The 22,205-nt window shown below is 51.6% G+C and carries 24 protein-coding genes and 1 pseudogene; 13 read left to right on the forward strand and 12 right to left on the reverse strand.

Annotated features, from left to right (window positions below; all coding sequences use genetic code 11):
• The first annotated feature begins 17 nt into the window (after positions 1–17).
• The 13 genes and pseudogenes from SAQUA_RS03650 to SAQUA_RS03710 all read left to right on the forward strand — a co-directional run bounded on the left by SAQUA_RS03650 (position 18) and on the right by SAQUA_RS03710 (position 11,580).
• Positions 18–1,490, forward strand: a complete 1,473-nt coding sequence (locus tag SAQUA_RS03650) for an FAD-binding oxidoreductase (protein ID WP_380677926.1) — start codon at positions 18–20, stop codon at positions 1,488–1,490.
• Between the two features lie 308 nt (positions 1,491–1,798).
• Complete coding sequence (locus SAQUA_RS03655; RefSeq protein ID WP_380677928.1) at positions 1,799–3,247, forward strand: FGGY-family carbohydrate kinase; 1,449 nt, start codon at positions 1,799–1,801, stop codon at positions 3,245–3,247.
• Between the two features lie 314 nt (positions 3,248–3,561).
• Entirely contained in the window at positions 3,562–4,893 is a 1,332-nt protein-coding gene (locus tag SAQUA_RS03660) for a nitrate/nitrite transporter (protein ID WP_380677930.1), read from the forward strand.
• 432 nt (positions 4,894–5,325) lie between these two features.
• On the forward strand, positions 5,326–6,480 hold the full coding sequence (locus SAQUA_RS03665; RefSeq protein WP_380677932.1) for a tail fiber domain-containing protein: 1,155 nt from the start codon (positions 5,326–5,328) through the stop codon (positions 6,478–6,480).
• 71 nt (positions 6,481–6,551) lie between these two features.
• A complete protein-coding gene (locus tag SAQUA_RS03670; protein ID WP_380677934.1) occupies positions 6,552–8,471 on the forward strand; it encodes an S-type pyocin domain-containing protein in 1,920 nt (639 codons plus the stop codon).
• Positions 8,468–8,746 carry a colicin immunity domain-containing protein gene (locus SAQUA_RS03675; RefSeq protein ID WP_380677936.1) on the forward strand — a complete coding sequence of 93 codons (279 nt, stop codon included), beginning with the start codon at positions 8,468–8,470 and terminating at the stop codon, positions 8,744–8,746. The genes SAQUA_RS03670 and SAQUA_RS03675 overlap by 4 nt, the downstream gene beginning before the upstream one ends.
• A gap of 214 nt (positions 8,747–8,960) precedes the next feature.
• Entirely contained in the window at positions 8,961–9,140 is a 180-nt protein-coding gene (locus SAQUA_RS03680; protein ID WP_380677938.1) for an S-type pyocin domain-containing protein, read from the forward strand.
• Complete coding sequence (locus SAQUA_RS03685; protein ID WP_380677940.1) at positions 9,137–9,520, forward strand: HNH endonuclease signature motif containing protein; 384 nt, start codon at positions 9,137–9,139, stop codon at positions 9,518–9,520. Before SAQUA_RS03680 ends, SAQUA_RS03685 begins: the two co-directional genes overlap by 4 nt.
• 1 nt (position 9,521) lies before the next feature.
• Positions 9,522–9,779 carry a bacteriocin immunity protein gene (locus SAQUA_RS03690; RefSeq protein WP_380677942.1) on the forward strand — a complete coding sequence of 86 codons (258 nt, stop codon included), beginning with the start codon at positions 9,522–9,524 and terminating at the stop codon, positions 9,777–9,779.
• Between the two features lie 323 nt (positions 9,780–10,102).
• Positions 10,103–10,432, forward strand: a complete 330-nt coding sequence (locus tag SAQUA_RS03695; RefSeq protein ID WP_380677944.1) for a colicin D domain-containing protein — start codon at positions 10,103–10,105, stop codon at positions 10,430–10,432.
• Positions 10,432–10,704, forward strand: coding sequence for a colicin immunity domain-containing protein (locus SAQUA_RS03700; RefSeq protein WP_380677946.1), 273 nt, complete (start codon positions 10,432–10,434; stop codon positions 10,702–10,704). Before SAQUA_RS03695 ends, SAQUA_RS03700 begins: the two co-directional genes overlap by 1 nt.
• 177 nt (positions 10,705–10,881) lie before the next feature.
• Positions 10,882–11,142, forward strand: a pseudogene (locus SAQUA_RS03705) (recombinase family protein); the annotation flags it as partial.
• A 165-nt stretch (positions 11,143–11,307) separates the two neighbouring features.
• Positions 11,308–11,580, forward strand: a complete 273-nt coding sequence (locus SAQUA_RS03710) for a hypothetical protein (protein WP_380677948.1) — start codon at positions 11,308–11,310, stop codon at positions 11,578–11,580.
• A gap of 127 nt (positions 11,581–11,707) precedes the next feature.
• Here SAQUA_RS03710 and SAQUA_RS03715 read toward each other — a convergent pair whose 3' ends face one another.
• From SAQUA_RS03715 to SAQUA_RS03770, 12 genes are read right to left on the reverse strand one after another with little or no spacing between them, the layout of a single operon-like run.
• Complete coding sequence (locus SAQUA_RS03715; RefSeq protein WP_380677950.1) at positions 11,708–12,568, reverse strand: GHMP kinase; 861 nt, start codon at positions 12,566–12,568, stop codon at positions 11,708–11,710.
• Complete coding sequence (gene cobD / locus SAQUA_RS03720; RefSeq protein ID WP_380677952.1) at positions 12,561–13,634, reverse strand: threonine-phosphate decarboxylase CobD; 1,074 nt, start codon at positions 13,632–13,634, stop codon at positions 12,561–12,563. The genes SAQUA_RS03715 and cobD overlap by 8 nt, the downstream gene beginning before the upstream one ends.
• Positions 13,635–13,665: 31 nt before the next feature.
• On the reverse strand, positions 13,666–14,448 hold the full coding sequence (gene cobA / locus SAQUA_RS03725; protein ID WP_380678252.1) for a uroporphyrinogen-III C-methyltransferase: 783 nt from the start codon (positions 14,446–14,448) through the stop codon (positions 13,666–13,668).
• Between the two features lie 19 nt (positions 14,449–14,467).
• Positions 14,468–15,676, reverse strand: a complete 1,209-nt coding sequence (locus SAQUA_RS03730; RefSeq protein ID WP_380677956.1) for an acetate/propionate family kinase — start codon at positions 15,674–15,676, stop codon at positions 14,468–14,470.
• Positions 15,666–16,118: a EutP/PduV family microcompartment system protein gene (locus SAQUA_RS03735; protein ID WP_380677958.1), complete on the reverse strand. Its 453-nt coding sequence runs from the start codon at positions 16,116–16,118 to the stop codon at positions 15,666–15,668. The genes SAQUA_RS03730 and SAQUA_RS03735 overlap by 11 nt, the downstream gene beginning before the upstream one ends.
• A gap of 4 nt (positions 16,119–16,122) precedes the next feature.
• Entirely contained in the window at positions 16,123–16,473 is a 351-nt protein-coding gene (pduU, locus tag SAQUA_RS03740) for a propanediol utilization microcompartment protein PduU (RefSeq protein ID WP_380678254.1), read from the reverse strand.
• Complete coding sequence (locus tag SAQUA_RS03745; RefSeq protein ID WP_380677960.1) at positions 16,473–17,030, reverse strand: BMC domain-containing protein; 558 nt, start codon at positions 17,028–17,030, stop codon at positions 16,473–16,475. The genes pduU and SAQUA_RS03745 overlap by 1 nt, the downstream gene beginning before the upstream one ends.
• Positions 17,031–17,033: 3 nt before the next feature.
• A complete protein-coding gene (locus SAQUA_RS03750) occupies positions 17,034–18,383 on the reverse strand; it encodes a 4Fe-4S dicluster domain-containing protein (RefSeq protein WP_380677962.1) in 1,350 nt (449 codons plus the stop codon).
• On the reverse strand, positions 18,380–19,492 hold the full coding sequence (locus SAQUA_RS03755; protein WP_380677964.1) for a 1-propanol dehydrogenase PduQ: 1,113 nt from the start codon (positions 19,490–19,492) through the stop codon (positions 18,380–18,382). The genes SAQUA_RS03750 and SAQUA_RS03755 overlap by 4 nt, the downstream gene beginning before the upstream one ends.
• Positions 19,493–19,502: 10 nt before the next feature.
• Positions 19,503–20,894 carry an aldehyde dehydrogenase family protein gene (locus SAQUA_RS03760; RefSeq protein ID WP_380677966.1) on the reverse strand — a complete coding sequence of 464 codons (1,392 nt, stop codon included), beginning with the start codon at positions 20,892–20,894 and terminating at the stop codon, positions 19,503–19,505.
• A complete protein-coding gene (locus SAQUA_RS03765) occupies positions 20,894–21,907 on the reverse strand; it encodes a cob(I)yrinic acid a,c-diamide adenosyltransferase (protein ID WP_380677968.1) in 1,014 nt (337 codons plus the stop codon). The genes SAQUA_RS03760 and SAQUA_RS03765 overlap by 1 nt, the downstream gene beginning before the upstream one ends.
• 17 nt (positions 21,908–21,924) lie before the next feature.
• On the reverse strand, positions 21,925–22,203 hold the full coding sequence (locus SAQUA_RS03770) for a EutN/CcmL family microcompartment protein (protein ID WP_380677970.1): 279 nt from the start codon (positions 22,201–22,203) through the stop codon (positions 21,925–21,927).
• Positions 22,204–22,205: the final 2 nt, after the last annotated feature.

The following is a 22,205-nucleotide window of genomic DNA, read 5'->3' on the forward strand; positions in this document are numbered from 1 at the left end:
AGATAAAAAGGTTAATTATGAACAAGCATGACACATTAGAAAAGTTACATAAGTTGCTGAAGGCCGATCAGATCATCACTGAACATGCCAAGCTGTATGATGCTGCTGCGGACAGATATAAAAAATATGCCAAGGCCAAAGAGCAACTCAATGTTCCATTGCCTACGGCGATAGTGCTGCCGGAAAGTGCCTCTGAGGTTGCCGAGCTACTGAAGTTCTGTAATGAAAATGCCATCAACGTTATTCCAAGAAGCGGCAAGACGGCCACAGAAGGTGGCCTGGAAAACTGGAAAGAGAATACCCTGGTGATTGATTCGGCGCGCCTGAATCAGATCGTCAAAATTGACAAGTACAATATGGAAGCCACCGTGCAAGCGGGGGTTTGCCTGCAAACGCTGGAAGATGAAGTGCGCAAGCTGGGTCTGACAACCGGCCATTCCCCACAATCCAAACCTGTTGCACAACTCGGTGGATTGGTGGCAACGCGCAGTATTGGCCAGTTTTCAACCCTGTACGGCGGTATTGAGGATATGGTGGTTGGCCTGGAATGTGTGTTTCCAAACGGCCATATCTCACGTATCAAAAGCGTGCCGCGCCGTGCTGGTGGGCCGGATATCCGCCATGTGGTGATTGGTAACGAAGGCACCCTGTGCTTTATCACCGAAGTCACGGTGAAGCTGTTCACCTTCTATCCTGAGAACAATCGGTTTATCGGCCACTTAATCAAAGACGTTCCATCAGGTATCAAGATCCTGCGCGACGTGATGGCTGCGGGATATCGTCCTTCTGTGGCGCGGGTGTACTCAGAAGAGGACGCGGCACAGCATTTCTCGGCATTCCATGAAGGCAAATGCGTACTGATCTTTATGGTGGAAGGCCCGTCCGGTATCGTCAAAGCAACCATTGATGGCATCAACGCCATTATTGAGCAACATGCTGCCGGGATCCTCAAGCCGGTTAAAAGCCAACTGATTGAGGATTGGTTCAACCATCTAAACTGGTCGCAGGCCAGGATCGAACAGGAAGTGAGTGACATGGTTAACCACAGTCGCCACGATGGTTTCACCACCGAAATTTCAGCAAGTTGGGAAATGATCCCCAAAATCTACGACCGTGTGATCCAGCGTATTCGTAGTGAATTTGCGCGTAGTGAAGATCTCACCATGTTGGGCGGCCACTCCTCACACAGCTATATTAACGGCACCAATATGTATTTTGTTTATAACTACAATATTCATTGCGAGCCGAAAGATGAGATGCGTATTTATCATCACCCTATTCAACGGATCATTGTTGAAGAAACGCTGAAACTGGGTGGTTCTATGTGTCATCATCATGGTATTGGTAAGTACCGTAATGAATGGACGAAAGAAGAACATGGCAGTGCCTATTATATTCTGCAAGGCTTGAAAGAGACCTTTGACCCGCAGGGTATTATGAACTTTGGTTGTATCTATCCACAACCGGGTACTGAGCATTTCTTTGAGTAATCACCTTAAACAAGCAGGCATTATATTTAATGCCTGTTGAATGGTGTTGATTTCTATATTTGTCAGATAAGTATTGAAACTATGGCATACGTTACAAGGATGAAACGTATACTCGTCATACTTCAAGTTGCTTGGGTGTTGGCTGCGCTTACTCACCCCAGTCACATAGTTATCTATGCTCCTGGGGCCTCGCAAGCTTGCCGCCTACAAGCAACTCGAATTATTTTGGGTATATGCCCAATACTCGATGACATGATTCGAGTGAATTAATAAATAACCATTACTAACAAGAATAATGGAAGTGAATAATGAAAAAACTATTAATGGGCATTGATAGTGGTTCACAAAGTACCAAAGTGGGTCTTTTTGACCAACAGGGAAATGAGGTTTGTTACGGCAGCGATCTGTTAAAAAGTACTGAAACACCGGCACCAGGCGTCGTTTTTCATCCTGGCGAAGATCTCTGGGAGAGCCTGCAGCGTGCCATAGCGAATTGCCTGGAAAAATTCACCGGTGACCGGGAGCAGATCCAGGGAATCGGGTTATGTACCATCCGCTGTTGCCGAGTTTTGCTGGATGAAGAGGGCGAGTTGGCGGAGCCTGTTATCAGTTGGATGGACATGCGCATGTCGCAACCCTATGTTCATCAGAATGAGGCGGTGAAATATGTCACCACCACCTCTGGTTACCTTGGGTTCAGGCTAACGGGTGCTTTTAAAGATAGCTGTTCCAATCAGGAAGTTTACTGGCCGATGGATTGGCAAACGCTTCAGTGGGCAGATGACGCCGAAATCGCAGCTCAGGGGCTAAAGCGTAGCCAACTGTTTGAGCTGATCAAGCCGGGTGAAAGCTTTGGTCCGCTAAGGGCTGAGCTGGCCGAGCGTTTTGGCCTGCGTTCAGATATTCAGGTCTTTGCGACCGGCAATGATAAGGCGGTAGAAGTCCTGGGGGCGGGGATTAACTCCGCTGATGAAATTATGATCTCGCTGGGGACATTTATTTCGGCCATGGTTTACCGCCATGACTATTACTCCAATGCCGAGAGCTTTTTCCCAACGTTGGCCTGTGAACCGTTCAAATATGTCTATGAATCCACGGGGATCCGGCGTGGCATGTGGACGGTAAGCTGGTTTAAAAATCTGGCTGGTGAAGATATCAGCAAAATCGCCGAGATGGAAAACATCAGCGAAGAGGATGTATTAAACCGTATTGCTGAATCCATTGCACCCGGCTCTGAAGGGCTGCTCACCCTGCTTGACTGGTTGAGCCCGCCTAGTCATCAGTTCCGCAAGGGGGTTATGCTTGGTTTTGATCAGCGGCACACTAAATACCATATTTATCGCTCTATTTTAGAAGCCATCGCGTACACGATAAAAAATCATATTGACGCCATGCTCGAAGAAACGTCATCCAAGATTAATAAGGTTTATATTATCGGTGGCGGGGCAAAAAGTGATGTATTAGTGCAGATTATTTGCGATCTGTTTGGCAAAGAGACTTATACCCTGAAAGCTAACAGCTCGGCTTGCCTGGGAGCTGCGATGTGCGCTGCGGTTGGTTTAGGACTGGCGCAAGATTTTAATCAGGCAAAAAGCGAGATGGCGCATATCAATAAGAAATATGTCCCTAATCAGGAAAACCATATTTTCTATGACGCCATGAATGAAAACGTTTATAAAAAAATAAGAAACCACACAGACCCATTGCTATCAGAGGTCTATGACTTTCTGAATAGAACGTCGAAACACTCTAAATAATTCGAGTTGCATGACAAAAACGCAATGCGTTTTTGAACAGCGCTTGCGCTGGCCCCGCAGGGGCGAGGCCCAGAATTGTGCCGAGTAACGCGGCAACGCAGTGAATCCCCAGGAGCTTACTCCGGTAAGTGACTGGGGTGAGCGAGGAAAGCCAACGCACATGCAACTTGAAGTATGACGAGTATATAACAATATTCCTCCAGCCTAATCCCATATGCAGGCGACGGTATGCTCAGGTATTGAATAAATACCTGAGCAGGATGTTTCGTCGTGTGGACGGTCAAGGGTAAACAGCATTAATCAGGTAGGCAATTATGGAAAATACAGCAAATAAAGAGCCAGTAAAAAATAGCAGTAGGTATATGCAAATATTGCTGCTGACCGCCGCAGGTGGGGCTATCTACCCTATGTTATATTTAAGGCAAATCTACCAGGATACGATGATTCAAGCCTTCAATATAACTCATGTGCAACTCGGCGAATTATATTCAGTAATGGGGCTGCTATTCTTTATCTGCTACACCCCTAGCGGCTGGCTGGCAGATAAAATCAAACCGATGAAACTGATCACTATCTCTCTGCTAGGGACCGGGTTGTTGGGCTTGTGGTATAGCACCTTGCCGTCGTACACCGCGCTACTGATTATATTCTCCGGCTGGGGGGTCACCACCGGGCTAACCTTCTGGGGGGCGGTAATGAAGCGTATCAAACTTCTTGCCTCCAAGAATGAGGCCGGGCGCTTCTACGGTATCTATGATGGTGGCCGTGGTTTGGTTGAATCGATCCTGGCCAGTATCGCGCTATATATCTTCTCGGTAACGGTGGGGCCGAACGATGCGAATGTGGTTCAGGGGCTGGTGTACGTTATTCATATGTATTCCTGGTTCTGTATTCTTCTGGCAGCAGTTTGTTTTATCTGTATCTATTTTGAGAATCAACAACCTGAAGTGAAGGAAGAAAAGCAGGCAAAAGTAAACAATAAGAGCTTACTCAAAGATCTTGGTTTTATCCTGCGGCAGCCTGAAGTCTGGTTGATCGCTATCATAATCTCCTCTGGCTACCACTTGTTCTGGTCTACTTACAGCTTCTCTGGCTATTTACAGTCTGGAGGTTGGGGCTTTACTGCCGTAATGGCGGGGACAATCACTACCATCAAACTGTGGCTACGCCCCGTCGGTGGCGTTGGCGGTGGATTCCTGGGGGATAAGTTCGGCAATATCAAAATATTAACTTACGCACTGACCTTGAGCGCATTAGGGCTGGCTGGGCTGATTTGTATTCCTTCAGTCAACCTGCCACCGAGTGTGGTGGTTGGGTTCTGCATTTTCTTCATCCTGTTTGTCGGCCTGCTGACCTATGCCGTGCGTGGTCTGTACTGGGCGATCATCGAGAACCTGAAAGTACCCGAGAGCAAACTTGGCCTGGCAATCGGCGTGATTTCCGCCATAGGCTATTGCCCGGATATTTTTATCCCGCTGATCAATGGTTACATTATGGACTATGCCCCCGACCAGAAAACCGGTTATCAACTTTACTTCGGCTATACCGTCGTAATGGCCTGCTTCGGTATCGTGGCGTGCTATATACTCAAGCGGCGCGTTAGCGTTCAGCCAACACTGGTAGCTAAACCCGTTACGGTAGAATAAACCAGTCAACGTAAGTGCACCCCGCAAAGGCAACTGCGGGGTGATGTAATACCCTGCAATCAAAGGCAGTTTTCAACCCGCAATTGGTGATCTTCACCAGCAGCCTCTCTAGCCACATTCATTGCCCCAGCCTGCATTCCATCTTTCCCAACCCACATTACTAAGAAACCTATATTTCGACGTTGCTCACACAGCTGCGGCATCAGTCCACCCTGAAAATTCTGCAAGTTCCTCTCAATTTCGGTATCAGCTACCGCATGAAAAAGGCGATTGACACCGCCCATTTATCACAATAAAGTACTGTTTATACATACAGTACTTTGCTGTATGTTTTTACTGGCCAGCGGCCACCGGGTGCCCTTTTCGTTCTTAAGTTTGGAAGGTCACCTGAAGCTGCGCGCTGAAAAAAATATATAAAACAGGAACATAAAAATGGCTGATGAAAAGAAAAATGCCCTGGTGCTTAACGGTGTTAATGACGATATTACTGAACTGAAATCCGTCTCCACGCTCCGCAAACGCATCGTTAGTGATGGTGAAATTGTGTCCAAGTCACCAAACGGTTTTCGCCTGGCAAACGGCAAGACCGGCGTAATGCTGCGTAATGATGGGCAAGACTTTTATGCCCTGACCACGCCAAGCGGTCAGGCACAGGATGGGTCGTGGAACACGCTGCGCCCGTTCTCCTTCAATCTCTCTACCGGCAGAGTTTCCCTGCGTAACGGTGCTGATATATCGGGTGGTGCACTGGTATTACATAATGATGGTATTGGGGCCAAGACTACCGGTCCTGCAACTCTTATCAGCGGCCAGACGTATGGGGCCCCAGCTATCCATACCAATTTCACCAGCGGCAATGTGACTACTACGATGATGATCGGTTCTCGTATCATTCCTGGTAAAGAAGATGTGGGGGTACTTTCCTACCGCGATTTTTCAGGGCGTTGGAATGAAATTCTAGTGAAGCCAAACAGTGAGCTTTCTGTGGGGCAACTGACAAAAAACAATGCCAATGGCTGGATTTCAGCCACTGGAAGCCAGCTCATTGAAAACAATACGCAACGCCTTACCTACGGGCTAATTATCCTTGGGAACGCTGGTCTATATACAAACCTCTTCCATCAGGAGGTTATTGGTCAATATCACCAGATGGCGCTTAATGTTAGCGGGATGAACGGTGGTGGCGGTGGTTGGTATTCGTTTAGAGATAAAGGCAATGCTTACACTAACGGTGCTTGGCACAGCAGCTCCGATGCCCGCATGAAAACAGAAATCGTGAAGATTGATAGCGCACTGGAGAAGCTGGAAAAGATCAGTGGGTATACCTACCTGAAACAAGGGGTACCAGAGGCTGGGGTAATAGCTCAGGAGATAGAAGAAGTATTGCCCCAATCAGTAACCGCGACTGAGCTAAAACTGAATGACGGCAGCGTTCTGAAAGATGCCCGGGGGATCAATATTAATGGAGTAGTGGCACTGCTGATTGAAGCGCTCAAGGAAGAGCGTGCAGAGAGGATTGAAGATAGACGTGAGCTGGAATCTCGGTTGGCAAGGCTAGAAAAATCTACTAGCGGCAAACAGGACTGATGCTTGGGGCTTCGCAGGCATACAGCCAAATGAAAATATTTTACTGTAAATAAAATCAAGGAGATGGTGTTATGACAACACCCGCATACTATATCAATGGCGTGCCCTATGAGGCCAGTGGTCAGGTCATCATAACCATCACAAACGGCCCTACCAGCCCCGTGGGCAATGTTGGGACTAGCCCCATCGCGCCACTTCCCGTTTATGTTCCATGGGGAGTAACGCGTGGCGGTGGGAGCATAGCGTATGACCCAAACAAGGTGGTTTTTTACGGATTATCTGCTCTGCGTGAAAGTCAGACAAAAATAAATCAAATTCTGGAACAGGCAAGAAATGCTTATCCGCAGAATGCAGAACAAATCAGGGATGAGGCCAACGCGTTACTTACCAGCTTAAGAAACTCAGAACTCATTAATAATCCAGAAATTAACTCAGCTGCAAGAGCATTGCAGGAGGCGATTAATTCATTACAGATAAATCTCGATTTAAAAAATCAGGAAGAGCAAATCGTAAATATAAAAATGCAGGAGACAGAAATCACCTTCCTGGATTTTATGAATAACAATAAAATGTCGAATTTTATCGACAAGTCTGCTGGCATGATTGACGTCGCGATATCAACAACGGGGCCATGGTTCATCGACTTGTGGAATAAAGCAGTACCCCCAAAAATTAACGTGGAGATTGAGGCAAAAAATAAACTTGTCACGTACCTTGATTGGGTAAAGACTGTCAAGGAAGACGTGAGTAGTAAGAAGAATACCCTAATTGCAATTATAAATAAGGTAGAAGCGGAAATTACAGCTAAGGCAAAAGCCGAAGCAGAGGCCCGAGCAAAAGCTGAAGCAGAAGCCCGAGCGAAACTCGCAGCACTTATGTTGGTAGCCGGTGTTAACCCCACGCCAATCTACACCTCGGCGATGGTTAAATCCGCTCAGGCTGCCTTGGCTGCTGCGGGAAGGATGATACTGAATCGCGCCTCAGGAATGATGCAATTATCAACTATCGCCGAGGGTATTCTGACTACGACCAGTGAAGGGGCTGGTTCGATAGCCAGTGCGTTGTGGCGAGGTGCTATAGAGTTGAGTCGGATTGCCACTGTCAGCACAGCCGGGGCGACAGTCAGTGCTTTGGTTATAGGATTTTGGCCAAAGGAAGCTGGGCTGGGTAGTGACAGGGTTCCTGGTCGTGAAATTGAGATGTTTGCTGCTCAGGCCCAACTGTTTGCTGCTGGCAAAGTTAGCATTCAGCCGGAAATGACCTCGGTCAATTTACCTGTGCGTGGTTTGCTGGTAACAGAGAATGGCCGGCAGTACGTCAGTCTGGTTAAAACGGGGATAAACGGTGTCTCTGCCAACGTACCGGTGCTCAGGGCCGTGCGAGATGAGAAAACCGGGCTGGATAAAATCACACTGCCAGCTGTTGGGACAGTGCCATCGCGAACTATTCTGATTAATCCGGTACCTGTTGGGCCAACGGTACCTTCCAATACCGGAAATAGTTCACCAGTTCCTGTTACTCCAGTACATACCGGCACGGAAATAAAGCAGGTTGCCAGCATCGTTACAACCACCTTCCCAGCGGATGATCTTAAAGAAATTCAGGATTTTATCTACTGGCAGCCTGATGCCACAGGAAGCGGTGTTGAAGCGATATATGTGATGCTGAGTGAACCGCTTGACTCGGGGCGGTTTACTCGTAAACAATTGGATAAGAAGTTTAAGCATGCCATCGATTTTGGTATTAATGACACGAAGAAAAACCGTGAAACTTTGACTAAATTCCGCGATGCTTTAGAGGTGCACTTAGCGGATAAAGGGACGGTGGAGAAAGGTACATACATAAGGGAAAAAGATTCAAAGGTTTTCTTTAATTCAAAAACAAATAATGCTGTGGTGATAAAAAAAGACGGTTCTTTCTCTACTGGGATGAAATTAAAACCCGGAACACCACAGTATAAAAATTATATAGAAAAAGGAGTGTTACTATGAGCATGAAGTTAATCGATATCGCAAGAGCTTTACTGGACTCTAAATTGACTGCAGATGAATATGAATTTAGGTACCTAGCCTTATGGAGAAAAGAACGTGATGATGGTACCTTGAGTAAAGATAATGATGATGTTGGATATTGCGCAGCTGAGCTTTTTAGTCTTGCCGATTGCTATACATCCTCACCAGAGCGGGATGAAAGTGATTTAGATGAACATGAACTTAAGGTCGAGGTAGAAAAAACGCTAACGAAGTACAATTTACTAAATAAATAAAATGTGCTTCGCGCATGCAGCCACCAACAATAGCTAAAAAGTATCACCACAGGTGAGGGGAGCCGGTTGCTGGGCGCAGTCGGTTCTGGTTTGATAGGGTCCACCGCCACCCCTCACCGCCCTGCGAAGCCAACCTCGCCAAACGTACCACAATAGCCTCATTACAAAGTCATACACAGTGGCCCTGGGCGTATCTTCGCGTTAGTTGCCGTGAGTGCCGCTTACCGGCACGACGATAAAGCAGGTTGCCAGCATCGTTACAACCACCTTCCCAGCGGATGATCTTAAAGAAATTCAGGATTTTATCTACTGGCAGCCTGATGCCACAGGAAGCGGTGTTGAAGCGATATATGTGATGCTGAGTGACCCCCTCGTTATCAGCCGGGTAAGGTGACCGGAAAAGGTCAACCTGTCGGTGAAGGTTGGCTTAACAATGCAGGTAAAGAACTGGGCGCACCGATCCCGAGTCAGATTGCTGATAAACTTCGTGGGCGGGAGTTTGTGAACTTTGATGCGTTCCGTAAGGCGTTCTGGACTGAAGTGGCGAAAGACGCGACTCTGGTGAAGCAGTTTATCCCTGCGAATAAAAAACGAATGGAAGATGAATTGGCACCTAGAGCAAGATTTGTTGATACTGTAGGCGGTCGCCGTTCTTTTGAAATACATCATGTCAAACCAATTAGCGAAGGTGGTGCGGTTTATGACATTGACAATCTTCGGGTGTTAACACCAAAACGGCATATCGAAATTCATTCAAAAAATGGAGGTAAATGAGATGGAGTTGAAAAATAATCTAACTCAATATACCGAGCAAGAATTTATTAAATTAGTAGAAATTATCATTAAAAATGAAGGTACAGAGAGTGAAATAGATGCTTTGCTTGAGCATTTCATTTCTATGACTGATCACCCTAGTGGGTCAGATCTTATTTATTACCCTGAGAATGGCAATGATGGAACCTCAGTAAATATAGTGAAAACAGTTAAAGAATGGCGTGCCAAAAACGGCAAGCCGGGCTTCAAGCAAGGGTAACAATCGTTGCTGTCGAGGCTGTCGCCCATGATCGTTAAGTGTTAGCGGTCATTTCATCAACGTCCAGCAAACGAGGGTTTGTTGGACGTTTTTATGGTTGTGTGTTTTTTGCTCAAAGCTATGATATTCGCCGTTCTTTTAATCTATCCGCTTTCTATGTTCCGATATACTGCTTTTTAGCGTGATATTGGCACTATGCTGATGGGATAAAGCAGGTTGCCAGCATCGTTACAATCACCTTCCCAGCGGATGATCTTAAAGAAATTCGAGACTTCATCTACTGGCAACCTGATGCCACAGGAAGCGGTGTTGAGCCGATTTATGTGCTGCTGAGCGATCCGCTTGACTCGGGGCGATATACTCGTAAACAATTGGATAAGAAGTTTAAGCATGCCATCGATTTTGGTATTAATGACACGAAGAAAAACTGTGAAACTTTGACTAAATTCCGCGATGCTTTAGAGGCGCACTTAGCGGATAAAGGGATGGTAGAAAAAGGTACTTACCGACGGGAAAAAGGGTCTAAAGTATTCTTTAATACTAAAACAAACAATGTTGTTGTGCTCGACAAAGATGGTGTGTTTATAACTACATGGCATTTAACGCCGGGATCACCAAAATATAACAATTACATTAATACAGGGGTTTTATAATGAGCATGAAATTGATTGATTTAGCTAAAAAATTAGTGTCATCACAAATAACGGCTGATGATTTTGAATCTCAATTTTTAAAAACATGGCGGGAGGAAGGCAAGTCAGGGGAATTAACAAAAGATACCAAAGATGTTGGTGAGTGTGCATCTGAGATTTTTATTCTAGCTGACTGCTATACATCTGATCCAGAGAGAAGAGAAAGCGAATTGGATTCTGCTGGATTAAAGAAAGAAGTAAAAGCGACGCTAGAAAAGTTCAGGCTGCTTTAATCTCCTGTACTTTCTGATTAGTGTTTTTGAGCAACGTCCAGCAAACGAGGGTTTGTTGGACGTTTTTGCGATTGTGTTTTTTTGCTCAAAACTATGATATTCGGCGCTCTTTTAATCTATCCGCTTTTCTATGTTCCGATATACTGCGTTTTAGCGTGATAAGGGGACACTCGCACCATGCTGATGGGATATGCGCGGGTTTCAACCGATGACCAACACCTCGATCTACAGCGTGATGCGCTGAATCAGGCTGGCTGTGTTCGTTTGTTTGAAGATACCGCCAGCGGAACTAAAGCAGAGCGGCGTGGGTTAGCCGAATTGCTGACCGTATTGCGACCTGGCGATACGGTCATTGTTTGGCGGCTGGATCGTCTTGGCCGATCTCTGAAAGACTTGATCCAGTTGGTTGAAAAATTGGACACCATCGATACAGGCACGACGATGAAGCAGGTGGATAGTATCGTTACAGTCGCCATCACAGTGGGTTATCTTGAATAAATTCATTATGTTATCTACTGGTAGCCTGATGCCACTGGAGTGGGTGTTATGATCCTATATCCGTAAAGCTCTAAAGGCTGCTGCAGAAGAATTAGGGATGTAAAAATGATCGATTTAGAACGTTTGGCGAAAGAAGAAAAAGTTTCTGATGTCATTGCCTTTTTGGTGAGAAAAGAAGGCGGCTATGGTTATCCCCAGATGGATCGATTCTTTACTCGCCACAACTTCTCTGTAATTGGTAATGGTGAATTTATGCGGGTATTTGAACAATTACGTCAGAGTGGCGTAGTTGAATGGGGAGATAAAATGCTGGTTAAAAAAGGTCCCAACTGGAAAGAACCCCAGTTCGTGACCGATAAAAAATACGGTATCGAATAATCCCACACCGCTTTCTGATAAATGTGTCTATATAGTTATGTTCCAAACCCTAATGTTCGGTGCTCCAGCCTATTAACGGGACACTGACACCATATTACGGTTCGATGGCGTAAAACACCCGACAGCATCAGCGCACGCCGCCGTGGATCAGCCGTAGCCGGTGTTGCCGGGGGTAAGCTTCAACGATGCGCCGCTGTTGCAGTAACCCATCAAGCTTTTCACTATCGTGCTTATCGGCATCAAACAGCAACCCTACCACGCTACCGCTGTGCGCCACATTCAGGCCGTAAATACCGCTCTTTTCAACGAGGGTCAGCAACTCCTCAAACCGTGGCTTGGGTAACAAAACCTGGCTGGCACGCGCGCTCAACGTAGTGGCTTCACCTAACTTATTACAATCGTGGGCTTTCACCGCTTGAGAGAACAACGCCCAAGCCTGTTCCAGCGTTGCGGCATTGTCCCACAAGGCTTGGCGACGGTCGCGCCGATGATAGTCGGCAGTGTTCAGGGTGAGTGGGCTTTCCAGCAATATAATATCGAGTGCGGGCAACCAACCACAGGGTTGCCGGGTGGCCGCCGTTTGGTGATCGAACAGCGTCAACTGGCGGAACAGCGTGCTGTCGGTGGGTTCTAACTGCACGCATAGTCTGGCTAACGTATCTTCATCAAAGTCAGTCCCGAGATGGCGTGCCGTGGCCTGTGCGGTAGCGGCAATATCGGCAGTACTGCTCGCCATTCCCTTTGCCACCGGAATGGTTGAAGCGAAGTCGATACGCAATCCGCGTGCGGCCTCGCTGGGTAAACCAAGGTGTTCCAGCACTTTTAGCAGCATCTGGCGCATCAGCGGGCGTTCCCGCTGCCCCGGCGCTCCTTCGGTTACCGAAACATGGCTGAACCAGTTTATCGGGCAGGAAACCAGTTTTTCACCGCCGAGTATCCAACCCTGAAGCAGTTCACCGCAGGAAGCTGGGCAACTCGCATCAGCCATCGTTAAATACCTGCCGTAATGCGGCGATCAGTGTGCGGTTGGCCGCCTCGCTTTTTATCGCCACGCGATAATAGTCGCAGGAAAGACCGGGGTAGTTACCACAGTGGCGGATCAGGATGCGGTGTTGCAACAGCGCCTGCTGCAGATCGAGCCCAGGGCGTAGGCAGCGCAAGAAAATATAGTTCGCCGCACCAGGCCAGATGCGTAACTGTGGCAAGGTCGCCAGCGCGTCAAATAGCCATGCCCGCTGCTGTGCCAGCCACTGGTGGGTTTGCTGAATATAGGCGAGATCGTTGAGGATCACCTCACCTGCCAGTGCGGCATAGGCATTGATCGTCCAGGGTTCGCGCAGCTGTTTCATCTGTTGTAGCCCTTGCCGGTCGCTGCTGACCAGATAGCCCAGCCGGAGCCCGGGAATGGCAAAGAATTTGGTTAGTGAACGCAGAATATAAAGACCGGGAAAATCGTCTATCTGCGGGATCAACCCGGCAACATCCGGCAAAAAGTCGATAAAGGCTTCATCAACCACCAACGCTATCTGCTGTTGACGGCAGATAGCGAGAATGTCTTGCAGCAAGGTGGGATCTGGCATCAACCCGGTAGGGTTGTTGGGGGTAGCCAGGAACAGGCAGTCCGGGCGCTGCTCGACCAGAACGTGCAGCAAGCGTTCATCGGGTTGAAAACCGCAGGCTTCATCCAATGGATAGTCCTGGATTTGGCAGCCTACGCGTTGCAATGCGCGGCGGTACTCGGCAAAACCCGGTGTGAGCAGCAGGGCGGTACGCGGGCGTATCTGGTTGACAATGGCATAAATCAGCTCGGTGGCACCGTTTCCCGCCATGATATTTTCAGGCAGGCAGCGATGCGCCCGTGCCAGTGCCGCATGCAATTGCCGGTACTCCACATCGGGATAGCACTCGACGCTGGTCAGATGGGCAATAATCGCCGCCTTCAGGCTGGCTGGCATGCCGAGTGGATTAATATTGGCGCTGAAATCAATAATATCGGCTGGGTTAAGGCCGATTTTCAGCGCCATTTCCAGTACGTTACCCCCATGTTCACTCACGGTTTCTTCATCCCCCGGACCTCATCTGTGCTCAGGATAACACCCGTGCAGGAATAACGGCTAACGGCTGCCGTTGCGGTATAAATGTCAATCTCTTCCGTAAGTCGACCACGTTACCCACCACGATCAATGCCGGGGCGGTTAATCCCTGTGCCGCCACCTGCTCGACCAGCGTGGCCAGCGTACCGGCCGCAATCTGTTGCTGTTGATGGCTGGCGTGCATAACCACCGCCGCAGGGGTAGAGGCCGGTTTGCCACCGGCGATCAACTGCTGGCAAATCGCCTCCAACTGCGTCATCCCCATCAGGATCACCAGTGTCCCCTCCAGCTTGGCCAGGGTTGCCCAGTCCTGTGGCTGATTCCCTTGCCGCAAATGGCCGGTGATAACATGAAAACCGGAAGCGTAGTCACGGTGAGTCACGGGAATACCGGCATAGGCCAGGCCACCGATAGACGAACTGATACCGGGGATCACTTCAAAGGGGATCTCGGCCTGTGCCAAGGCTTCGGCCTCTTCGGCCCCCCGGCCAAATACATAAGGATCGCCGCCTTTTAGCCGCACCACGTTCAGGCCGCGTCGGGCGCAATCAACCAGCAGTTGATTGATCTCTGGCTGCGGTACCGGGTGATGATCCGGGTTTTTACCGACGTTAATCATTTCGCAATCGCTGGGGGCTTCCTGCAATAGCTCCGGGTTGACCAAACGGTCGTAAACCAGCGCCTGAGCCTGTCGAATACAATTCAGGCCTTTCACGGTGATTAATGCCGCATCGCCTGGGCCTGCGCCAACCAGCCAAACTTTTCCATTGTTGATCATATTTTTCATACCATTATCAGGCGGGCTGAGGCTGTGGGTCATTGAGGGCCACGCGGACGACATCGCGGGCGATCATCAACTCTTCGTTGGTATTCACCACTGCAATCTGTACCGCTGAGCCTGCGCGCTGGATGAAGGGTTGGTTGGTATTATTCTTCTCCTCGTCCAGCTCAATCCCCAGAAAACCCAGTTGATGACAGATCTGCTGGCGCGCATTGCGGGCGTTTTCGCCGATCCCACCGGTAAAGATCAGCACATCGATACCGCCCAGTTGCACGATATAGCTGCCAATTACCGCCCGGATACGTTCAGCAAACAGTTTTAACGCCAGTTGTGCCTGAGGGTTGCCAGAAGCCGCCGCCTGTTCAACGTCGCGATAGTCGTGGGAGATACCAGAGACGCCCAGTAACCCAGACTGATTGTTGATTAACTGGTTGATCTCCTGTGCGCTCTTCCCCTCGGTTTGCTGAATGTAGGGCAGGATGGACGGATCGATATCACCGCTGCGGGTGCCCATCATCAAACCGGCCTGCGGCGTGAAGCCCATAGAGGTATTCACCGAACGGCCTTGGTGGATGGCGCAAATGCTGGAACCGTTGCCCAGATGGCAGGAGATCATGCGCAGTGACTCCAAGGGGCGTCCGAGGCGTTGTGCGCACAGGCTACTGACATATTTATGGCTGGTGCCGTGGAATCCATAGCGGCGGATACCAAGGTCGGCGTAATAGCGCCAAGGCAGCGGATAGAGATAATGGACATCGCTCAGCGTCTGGTGGAAGGCGGTATCAAACACCGCAACGGCCTGGGCATCGGGTAGCGCTTGCTGGAACACCCGGATAGCCTGGGCATTAACCGGATTATGCAACGGAGCTAGAGCGCCAAGCTGTTCAATCTTTTCCAGTACCTGTTGGGTGATCACCACGGAATCGCTGAAGGCCTCGCCACCATGGGCGACGCGGTGGCCGACGCCGCAGATCTCCGCCAGTGAACCGAGAATACGGTGGGCAACCAGCGCATTGAGCAGGTGCAGGGCGGCTTCACGGCAATCTTTGATCGGCAGTGTTTGCTGCCATTTCTGCTCCCCGGCCCGCAGGGTGAACACCGCATCTTGCATACCGATACGTTCGATCAGCCCTTGGCAGATTACCCGCTCGTCGGGTTGGGCGAATAACTGAAATTTCAGCGAAGAACTGCCGGCGTTAATCGCCATAATCTTACCGGACATACGACTCTCCATCGTGGTTTAAAAAACGGACCAGGTCTTCCATCCCGGCACCGGTCTGTGCCGAGGTATAAAACACCTGCTGTACGCCAGCCTGATTCAGGCGTTCTGTCGCCCAGGCCAACTGATTGGAATGTGTCAGGGCATCGGCCTTGCTGATAATGCCAATTACCGGTTGGGTAAAAACCTGCGCGAACATCGGGGCAAACCAGCTCTGCTCGGCATCCACGTTTTGCACCAGCCCAACCACGTCCGCCTCGCAGGCGCTGGCAAGCAGGGCACTGTATAGGCAACGGTTTTCCAAATATTCGCCGGGAGTATCAATCGCGCAGTCCTGCCAGACGATGGCCTGAGTTTTGCGGTAATCCAGCGCCTCCCCTTGCAGGCGCTGGATCAGCGAGGTTTTGCCACACTGGCTGGGGCCGATCAGCATGATGCGCTTCATGGCATCAGGTCCGCGTCATCGAACAGGGGGTGAACTTCATCATGTCGCCGAGGGTGTAAATCACCTGTTTCAAGGCATATTCCACCGCCGAGACATCGCCGGTGAAGACCACGGCACCGGTGAAACGATCGATAAAGCCAATCTCGACCGCGCCGGATTTGGTGGCGATATCGCTGGCAATGATCGAAGCTTCACTGGGGGTGATGGTCAGAATGCCGATGGCATTGCTGGCTTCGCTCAGGCCAAGTTTCTTGTAGAGAGCTTTATTGGGGTTGGCGATCAAATGTGCCAGGGTGATCTGTTTACCGGGCACATATTCCTGGATCACGCGCTCAGTCGCGGTTGGCTTCTCCATCATGCCCCCTGAACCAGTTGTTGCCATAGGGCCTGATGCGGGCGAGGGATCACGGTGCTGTAAATCAGCAGGCCGTTCTCTCCGGCGCTCTGGTTGGCGACCTCCACCGCGTTTTTCACATCGGCAATATCACCGCTGATCACCTGATAGCATTTGCCGCCGATGCCAAACGCCATATGAATACGAACCAGCGTAATATGCGCGGCTTTCACCGCCCGGTCGGCGGCGGTAATGCAGGCCACGGCGCTCCAGGTTTCCACCACCCCAATCGCCTGCCGCTCCTCAACCGCATTCAGCCCGCTCAGGGCTGGCAGTACCGAAGGGTGGATATTGGGTAATACGATGCTGTCGACCAGCAGATGGCCGCTGTGCTGGGTGCCGCTTTGCACCGACTGCGTTACGGCACCCACATCACCCCCCACCATCAATAAAAATTTACCGGGGCACAGGGTTTTGCTGACCAGTAGCTCTACGTTGGCACTTTTCAGCATCAGGTCACAGACCTCCATGCCTTTGGCGATACTGCTTAATTCAACAATTCCAATGGCTTGTGACATAACTTATCCTTTGACGAGGGTGATGGCAGTGGTACTGACCTCGGTGACGCAACCGTTGATACTGGCGTGGACGGGAGCACCGAGCGCCCCTTCGGGAATCTGCGCAATGCACTGGCCATGAACCACGTTTTCTCCGACGGTAACCGTCGGCACCGCAGCGGCACCGATGTGCTGGCGCAACGGCAGGACCACGCACTGTGGCTGATACTGCTCGCTAGTGAGCGGGGCGGAGTGATACCACTGCGTCAATGCCAGCCGAGTGACCAGCCTGGAGGTGGGCACCATGCGGTATTGCGCCATCGGGTCCGCCTCACGCAGCTCACCGGTGTAACGGGCCCCCTGCTGGCGCAGTCGCGCCTTCAACAGCTGATTGATGCGCATCGGGGAGATATCGACCGGGCAGGCGTAGCTTTCACACAGGCTGCATTCGGAACAGGTGAGGGCGCTCAGTAAGATCTCGGGAGTGGCTACCTGCTGGTAATTCACCGCTCTGATCAACAGATGGGGGGAGAGCTCATGGCCTATCAGGTGGCGAGGGCAGAGTTCCGTGCACTGGCGGCACTGCTCGCAAACGGTGCGCGCCACCGCCATGATGGCCGCATCACTCCGCGTGCGCCGTTGGATCAGTGGGTGATCGGCAGGCAGAACCAGCAGACCGCCGCTGGTTTTGGTTACCGGTTGATCGAGATCTTCCAGCAGGCGGCCCATCATCGGACCACCGTTGATAAAGCCGGGATTATCCAGCGTGGCACCACCGGCCAGCGCCAGCACCTCACGGAAACTGATACCCAATGGCACCGTTAGCGTTACTGGTTTGGCGACCGCGCCGTTCACCGTGAGCGTGCGGCGGGTGACTGGCCACTGTTGTTCTACGGCGCGGGCAATATTCAGCACCGTCTGCACGTTGTTCACCACCACGCCAATGCTGATAGGCAGCGCCGCCGGGGGAACCCGACGCCCGGTAGCCAGCCAGATAGTGATAACCTCATCCCCGGCGGGATAAACGTCGGGGAGGATATGTAATCGGATCGATGGAGGTAGCAGCGGCGTCAACGCATCGATGGCCGTAGCGTATTTGGCCTTCAGCGCGATGATGCCTTCCCGTGCTCCGGTTGCGCTCATGGCATATTGCAGGCCGCGCACTAAGCGTGCCGCCTGCTGTGGGATCAACTGTTGATCTACCTTCAGCATCGGTTCGCATTCAGCGGCATTGATCAAAAAGATCTCGGCCTGAGCCTGCAATTTCACCGCCGTTGGGAAACCGGCCCCGCCAGCGCCCACCACTCCCGCCTCGCGTACGCGTTGGCGGATGGTTGCGGCATCACAGGGGGCATCGAGCAATGTGGTATTCATAGCAAGGCCTCAATAACGTCGCGAATATCATTGGCCGTGGCGGCGCGTGGCGTAGTTTTCAGGGTGACATCGCCCAGGGTGGCAGCGATCATCGCCGGAATGTTCGCGGCGAACTGGTTGGCATCGATCTTCAGTTCGGCAAGATGACGCGGCATGGCGCACTGTTTTTTCAACTGTTCGATCTGGTGGATCAACTGGTTAACCGCCTGCTGCTCGCTGCACTGGGGCGTGCTGATACCGCAGACCTGCGCCAGCCGCGCATAGCGTTTACGTGCGCGGTTATCCACGGCATTGAACTGGATCACCGGTACCAGCAGCAGGGAATTCGCCAAGCCATGAGCAATATGGAACTGTCCGCCAAGCTGGTGGGCAATGGCGTGATTGATCCCTAACCCCGCCTGACTGAAGGCGATCCCGGCCAGCGTGGATGCGTTATGCATTTTACCCCGGGTGATCAGACAGTCTCCCTTACGGCAAGCGGTAGGCAGGTGGCGAAATACCAGCTGTGCCGCCTTTTCTGCCAGTGCGTCGGTAAAGTCGCTGGCACGCGGGGAAACGTAGGCCTCCAGTGCGTGCGTCAGCACATCCATGCCGGTATTGGCGGTGATCGCCGGGGGAACGGTGGCAACCAGCGCCGGATCAAGAATGGCAATATCCGGGTAGATCTCATCACTGAACAGCGGGTACTTGATGTTTTTCTGCGGATCGCCGATCACGAAGGCGCTGGTGACTTCCGAACCGGTTCCGCTGGTGGTGGGAATAGCAATACAGGTTTCGATCTCAATACCTTGCTGGCGGCTAAACCAGACAATGGCCTTGGCCGCATCCAGTGCCGAGCCGCCACCAAAACCGATCACCACGTCGGGGCGTAAAACCTGCATCTGCTCGATCCCTTTCACCACCGTGGCGATGGTGGGATCAGGGGTAATATCGCTGAACAGACTGAGCTGGTTGTCTTCCGCCAGCGCCTGCTTCAGCCGCTCCAGCAGGGGCGAGGTGGCGAGAAAACCGTCACAGATGATCCAGATCTTACGTTGGCGAAAGCGCTGCAACACCTTGAGGCTATCTTCACCGCTATAAATACGCGTCCGTACCGAAAAGGTCTTCATACATCCTCGCTCAGCGAATAGAGAACGCGTTGGTTAACACACAGCGCCGCTGACGGGCAAAGGTGCGTGCAGAGGTGGTTCCCTCTCCGGTCGGGGTGGCGATGGTAAAGGTGGTAAATCCCTCACCACCGACGCCGATCCCGGCATAAGAAGGGCCATTTTTAACAAAAATGGAGGTTTGCAGCCGGCGGGCGGCCAGATTAAGGCGTGAGACATTCTGTGAATGCATCACCGCCGTATGGTGCAAACCGTCTTCTACGCACAGCGCCAAGGTCAGGCCAGCATCAAAATCTTTGACGCGAACCACTGGCAGTAAAGGCATTAACTGTTCGGTGGTGACCAGCGGATCGTCCCCTGCCACTTCCACCAGCAGCAGGCGTGGTGGCTTGGCTGGGCAGGATAAGCCGGCCGCAGCCAGTATCTCGGCCGGGCTTTTGCCGACCAAATCTTTATTGGCGTGGCCATCTTGCAGGCAAACCTGCCGCAGGCGATCTACGTCCTGGCGTTGGGTGATCAACAGCGCATCAAAGGCTTGCATCTGTTGTAAAAGACGGTCGGCGACGCTCTCCACCACGATCAGGGCTTTCTCGGCAATGCAGGGCAGGTTGTAGTCAAAAGAGGCACCGGCCACGATATCCTGCGCGGCTTTGACCAATTCGGCGGTTTCATCCACCAGACAAGGGGGATTCCCTGCACCTGCGCCAATCACCTTCTTACCGCTCTTCATCCCCATGGCAACAATGGCTGGCCCACCGGTGATAGCCAACAGGGCGATCTTGTCGTGTACCATCATTTCCTGGGTGGCGGCGAAGCTGGGTTCTTTGACTGTGACAACCAGATTGCGGATCCCGCAACTGTTGAAGATGATCTCTTCAACCAGGGCGATCAGATCCAGCGAGACGCTCTTCGCGCCAGGGTGCGGGCTGAAGTAGACCGCGTTACCCGCCGCCAGCATGCTGATGCTGTTGTTGATGATGGTTTCCGTTGGATTGGTGCTAGGGGCGACGGCACCGATAACGCCAAAGGGAGAGAACTCGAACAGCACCATGCCGCCATCGCCGGTGATCGCCGTGGTGGTCAGATCTTCGACGCCGGGCGTATTCTCCAGCGCCGCCTGATTTTTCAGTAATTTATCGGCACAGTTGCCCATGCCGGTTTCGCTGGCCCCCCGTTCGGCCAACATCGGCAGATGGGGTTTAAGCTGTTCACGCAGAGCGCTGATGATGGCGCTGCGGGTTTTCAATGGGCTCTGCTGGAAGCGCAGAAAAGCCTGGTGTGCGGCAGAGACCGCTTCATCCACGCTGTCGAAAATCGCAATGGCACGTTGGGTTGGCGCAGAGTCCGGCGTCAATTTTTCAGTGAGGATAGTGCGAATGAGAGATTCAAGTTCTGTGGTGTGCATTATTCATTCCTCAGGTGTAAAGCCTCGATGGCCATTTGTGCGATAGTCATATCTTGTTCAACGCTGCCGCCGCTGATCCCCAACCCGCCGATTAACTGGCCGTTACGCCACAGCGGGTAGCCGCCGCCAAAGGTGACGATTTTGCCCCCCAGGCTGGCTTCTAACTGAAACAGATCGGCACCCGGCTGAACGGCGGCGCTAAGCTGGTGGGTAGGGGTTTTCATCGCAACCGCGGTCCAGGCTTTTTTCGGTGCCAGCTCGCTGCTCACCAGCAGGGTATCGGGCATGCGATAGGTCATGATCATGTTGCCGTGGCGATCCGCGACGGCCACCACGACGGGTACGGCCAGCTCAATGGCCGAGGCTACCGTCAGTTTCAACAGTTGGTGGACATCGGCAAATGCCAATTCAGCCGACGTGGATTGTGGAGCCGGGGAGCATTGGCTGTTGCTGGCAGCCAGATAGCGTGCCGCGACCGTTTTGGTGATCTGCTGCAACCAGTGCTGGTGGTCTTCATCACGCGCCAGAGCGTACAGGCAATCCGAAAGCCGGTTCAGGTATTGCAGCAACGTCTGGCGAACCGGCACCTGTTCTGCCAGCTCAACCAACCGGCGTTCCGCTCGGCGTGCCAAGGTACGGGCAAGGTGCAGGCGGCTGCCCGCTTCACTATTACCCGGCAGGATGAAACCGTGCACCGGCGGTAATGCCGACATGCAGCGATCTACCGCCTGTTCCAACTGTTGAATATGCTGGTCGCCAAGGGTTTTATGCGCTGTGGCGGTGGGTTCCCCCTCGCTGGCCAGTTCGGCACTGAAATAGAACAACTGATGCTGTACCGCTTCGAGCAGTTGCTGGTTTTCCCGGCGCTGAACTACCCGTGCGCATAGGCTAAGGGTGGCATTCAGCTCATCCAGGGTGCCGTAGGTTTCCACCCGAGGATGGTTTTTTTTCACCCGCTGGCCGGTAAACAGTGCGGTGGTGCCCTTGTCGCCGGTCTTGGTATAGATACTCATCAAAATGGCCCTCGCACTTAATAGATGCTCACGCTGTCGACGATGGCGACAATCGCCAGATCGATGGCGTCGTTGGGTTCGGCAAATACCCGGCGGGCACTGGATCCACCAGAGAGCAGTACCAGTTCACCTTCACCGGCACCCACGGAGTCCACTGCTACTTCATCCGGTTTATCGCTGGCAGGGGGCAATGACCCATCGCCGTTAACGCGCCGCACCAGCAGCAGTTTTCTGCCGATCAGCGTCGGCGATTTCTGCGTTGACACCACGGAACCCACTACTCTGGCTAGTTGCATGA

This window comes from Serratia aquatilis (assembly GCF_044865145.1).
GTDB lineage: Bacteria > Pseudomonadota > Gammaproteobacteria > Enterobacterales > Enterobacteriaceae > Chania > Chania aquatilis.

What these genes read in the sequence shown, in the direction of transcription:
- SAQUA_RS03650 (WP_380677926.1), top strand. Translation starts at nt 18, where the DNA reads ATGAACAAGCATGACACATTAGAAAAGTTACATAAGTTGCTGAAGGCC.
- SAQUA_RS03655 (WP_380677928.1), top strand. Translation starts at nt 1,799, where the DNA reads ATGAAAAAACTATTAATGGGCATTGATAGTGGTTCACAAAGTACCAAA.
- SAQUA_RS03660 (WP_380677930.1), top strand. Translation starts at nt 3,562, where the DNA reads ATGGAAAATACAGCAAATAAAGAGCCAGTAAAAAATAGCAGTAGGTAT.
- SAQUA_RS03665 (WP_380677932.1), top strand. Translation starts at nt 5,326, where the DNA reads ATGGCTGATGAAAAGAAAAATGCCCTGGTGCTTAACGGTGTTAATGAC.
- SAQUA_RS03670 (WP_380677934.1), top strand. Translation starts at nt 6,552, where the DNA reads ATGACAACACCCGCATACTATATCAATGGCGTGCCCTATGAGGCCAGT.
- SAQUA_RS03675 (WP_380677936.1), top strand. Translation starts at nt 8,468, where the DNA reads ATGAGCATGAAGTTAATCGATATCGCAAGAGCTTTACTGGACTCTAAA.
- SAQUA_RS03690 (WP_380677942.1), top strand. Translation starts at nt 9,522, where the DNA reads ATGGAGTTGAAAAATAATCTAACTCAATATACCGAGCAAGAATTTATT.
- SAQUA_RS03700 (WP_380677946.1), top strand. Translation starts at nt 10,432, where the DNA reads ATGAGCATGAAATTGATTGATTTAGCTAAAAAATTAGTGTCATCACAA.
- SAQUA_RS03710 (WP_380677948.1), top strand. Translation starts at nt 11,308, where the DNA reads ATGATCGATTTAGAACGTTTGGCGAAAGAAGAAAAAGTTTCTGATGTC.
- SAQUA_RS03715 (WP_380677950.1), bottom strand. Translation starts at nt 12,568, where the DNA reads ATGGCTGATGCGAGTTGCCCAGCTTCCTGCGGTGAACTGCTTCAGGGT.
- SAQUA_RS03730 (WP_380677956.1), bottom strand. Translation starts at nt 15,676, where the DNA reads ATGTCCGGTAAGATTATGGCGATTAACGCCGGCAGTTCTTCGCTGAAA.
- SAQUA_RS03735 (WP_380677958.1), bottom strand. Translation starts at nt 16,118, where the DNA reads ATGAAGCGCATCATGCTGATCGGCCCCAGCCAGTGTGGCAAAACCTCG.
- pduU (WP_380678254.1), bottom strand. Translation starts at nt 16,473, where the DNA reads ATGGAGAAGCCAACCGCGACTGAGCGCGTGATCCAGGAATATGTGCCC.
- SAQUA_RS03745 (WP_380677960.1), bottom strand. Translation starts at nt 17,030, where the DNA reads ATGTCACAAGCCATTGGAATTGTTGAATTAAGCAGTATCGCCAAAGGC.
- SAQUA_RS03750 (WP_380677962.1), bottom strand. Translation starts at nt 18,383, where the DNA reads ATGAATACCACATTGCTCGATGCCCCCTGTGATGCCGCAACCATCCGC.
- SAQUA_RS03755 (WP_380677964.1), bottom strand. Translation starts at nt 19,492, where the DNA reads ATGAAGACCTTTTCGGTACGGACGCGTATTTATAGCGGTGAAGATAGC.
- SAQUA_RS03760 (WP_380677966.1), bottom strand. Translation starts at nt 20,894, where the DNA reads ATGCACACCACAGAACTTGAATCTCTCATTCGCACTATCCTCACTGAA.
- SAQUA_RS03765 (WP_380677968.1), bottom strand. Translation starts at nt 21,907, where the DNA reads ATGAGTATCTATACCAAGACCGGCGACAAGGGCACCACCGCACTGTTT.
- SAQUA_RS03770 (WP_380677970.1), bottom strand. Translation starts at nt 22,203, where the DNA reads ATGCAACTAGCCAGAGTAGTGGGTTCCGTGGTGTCAACGCAGAAATCG.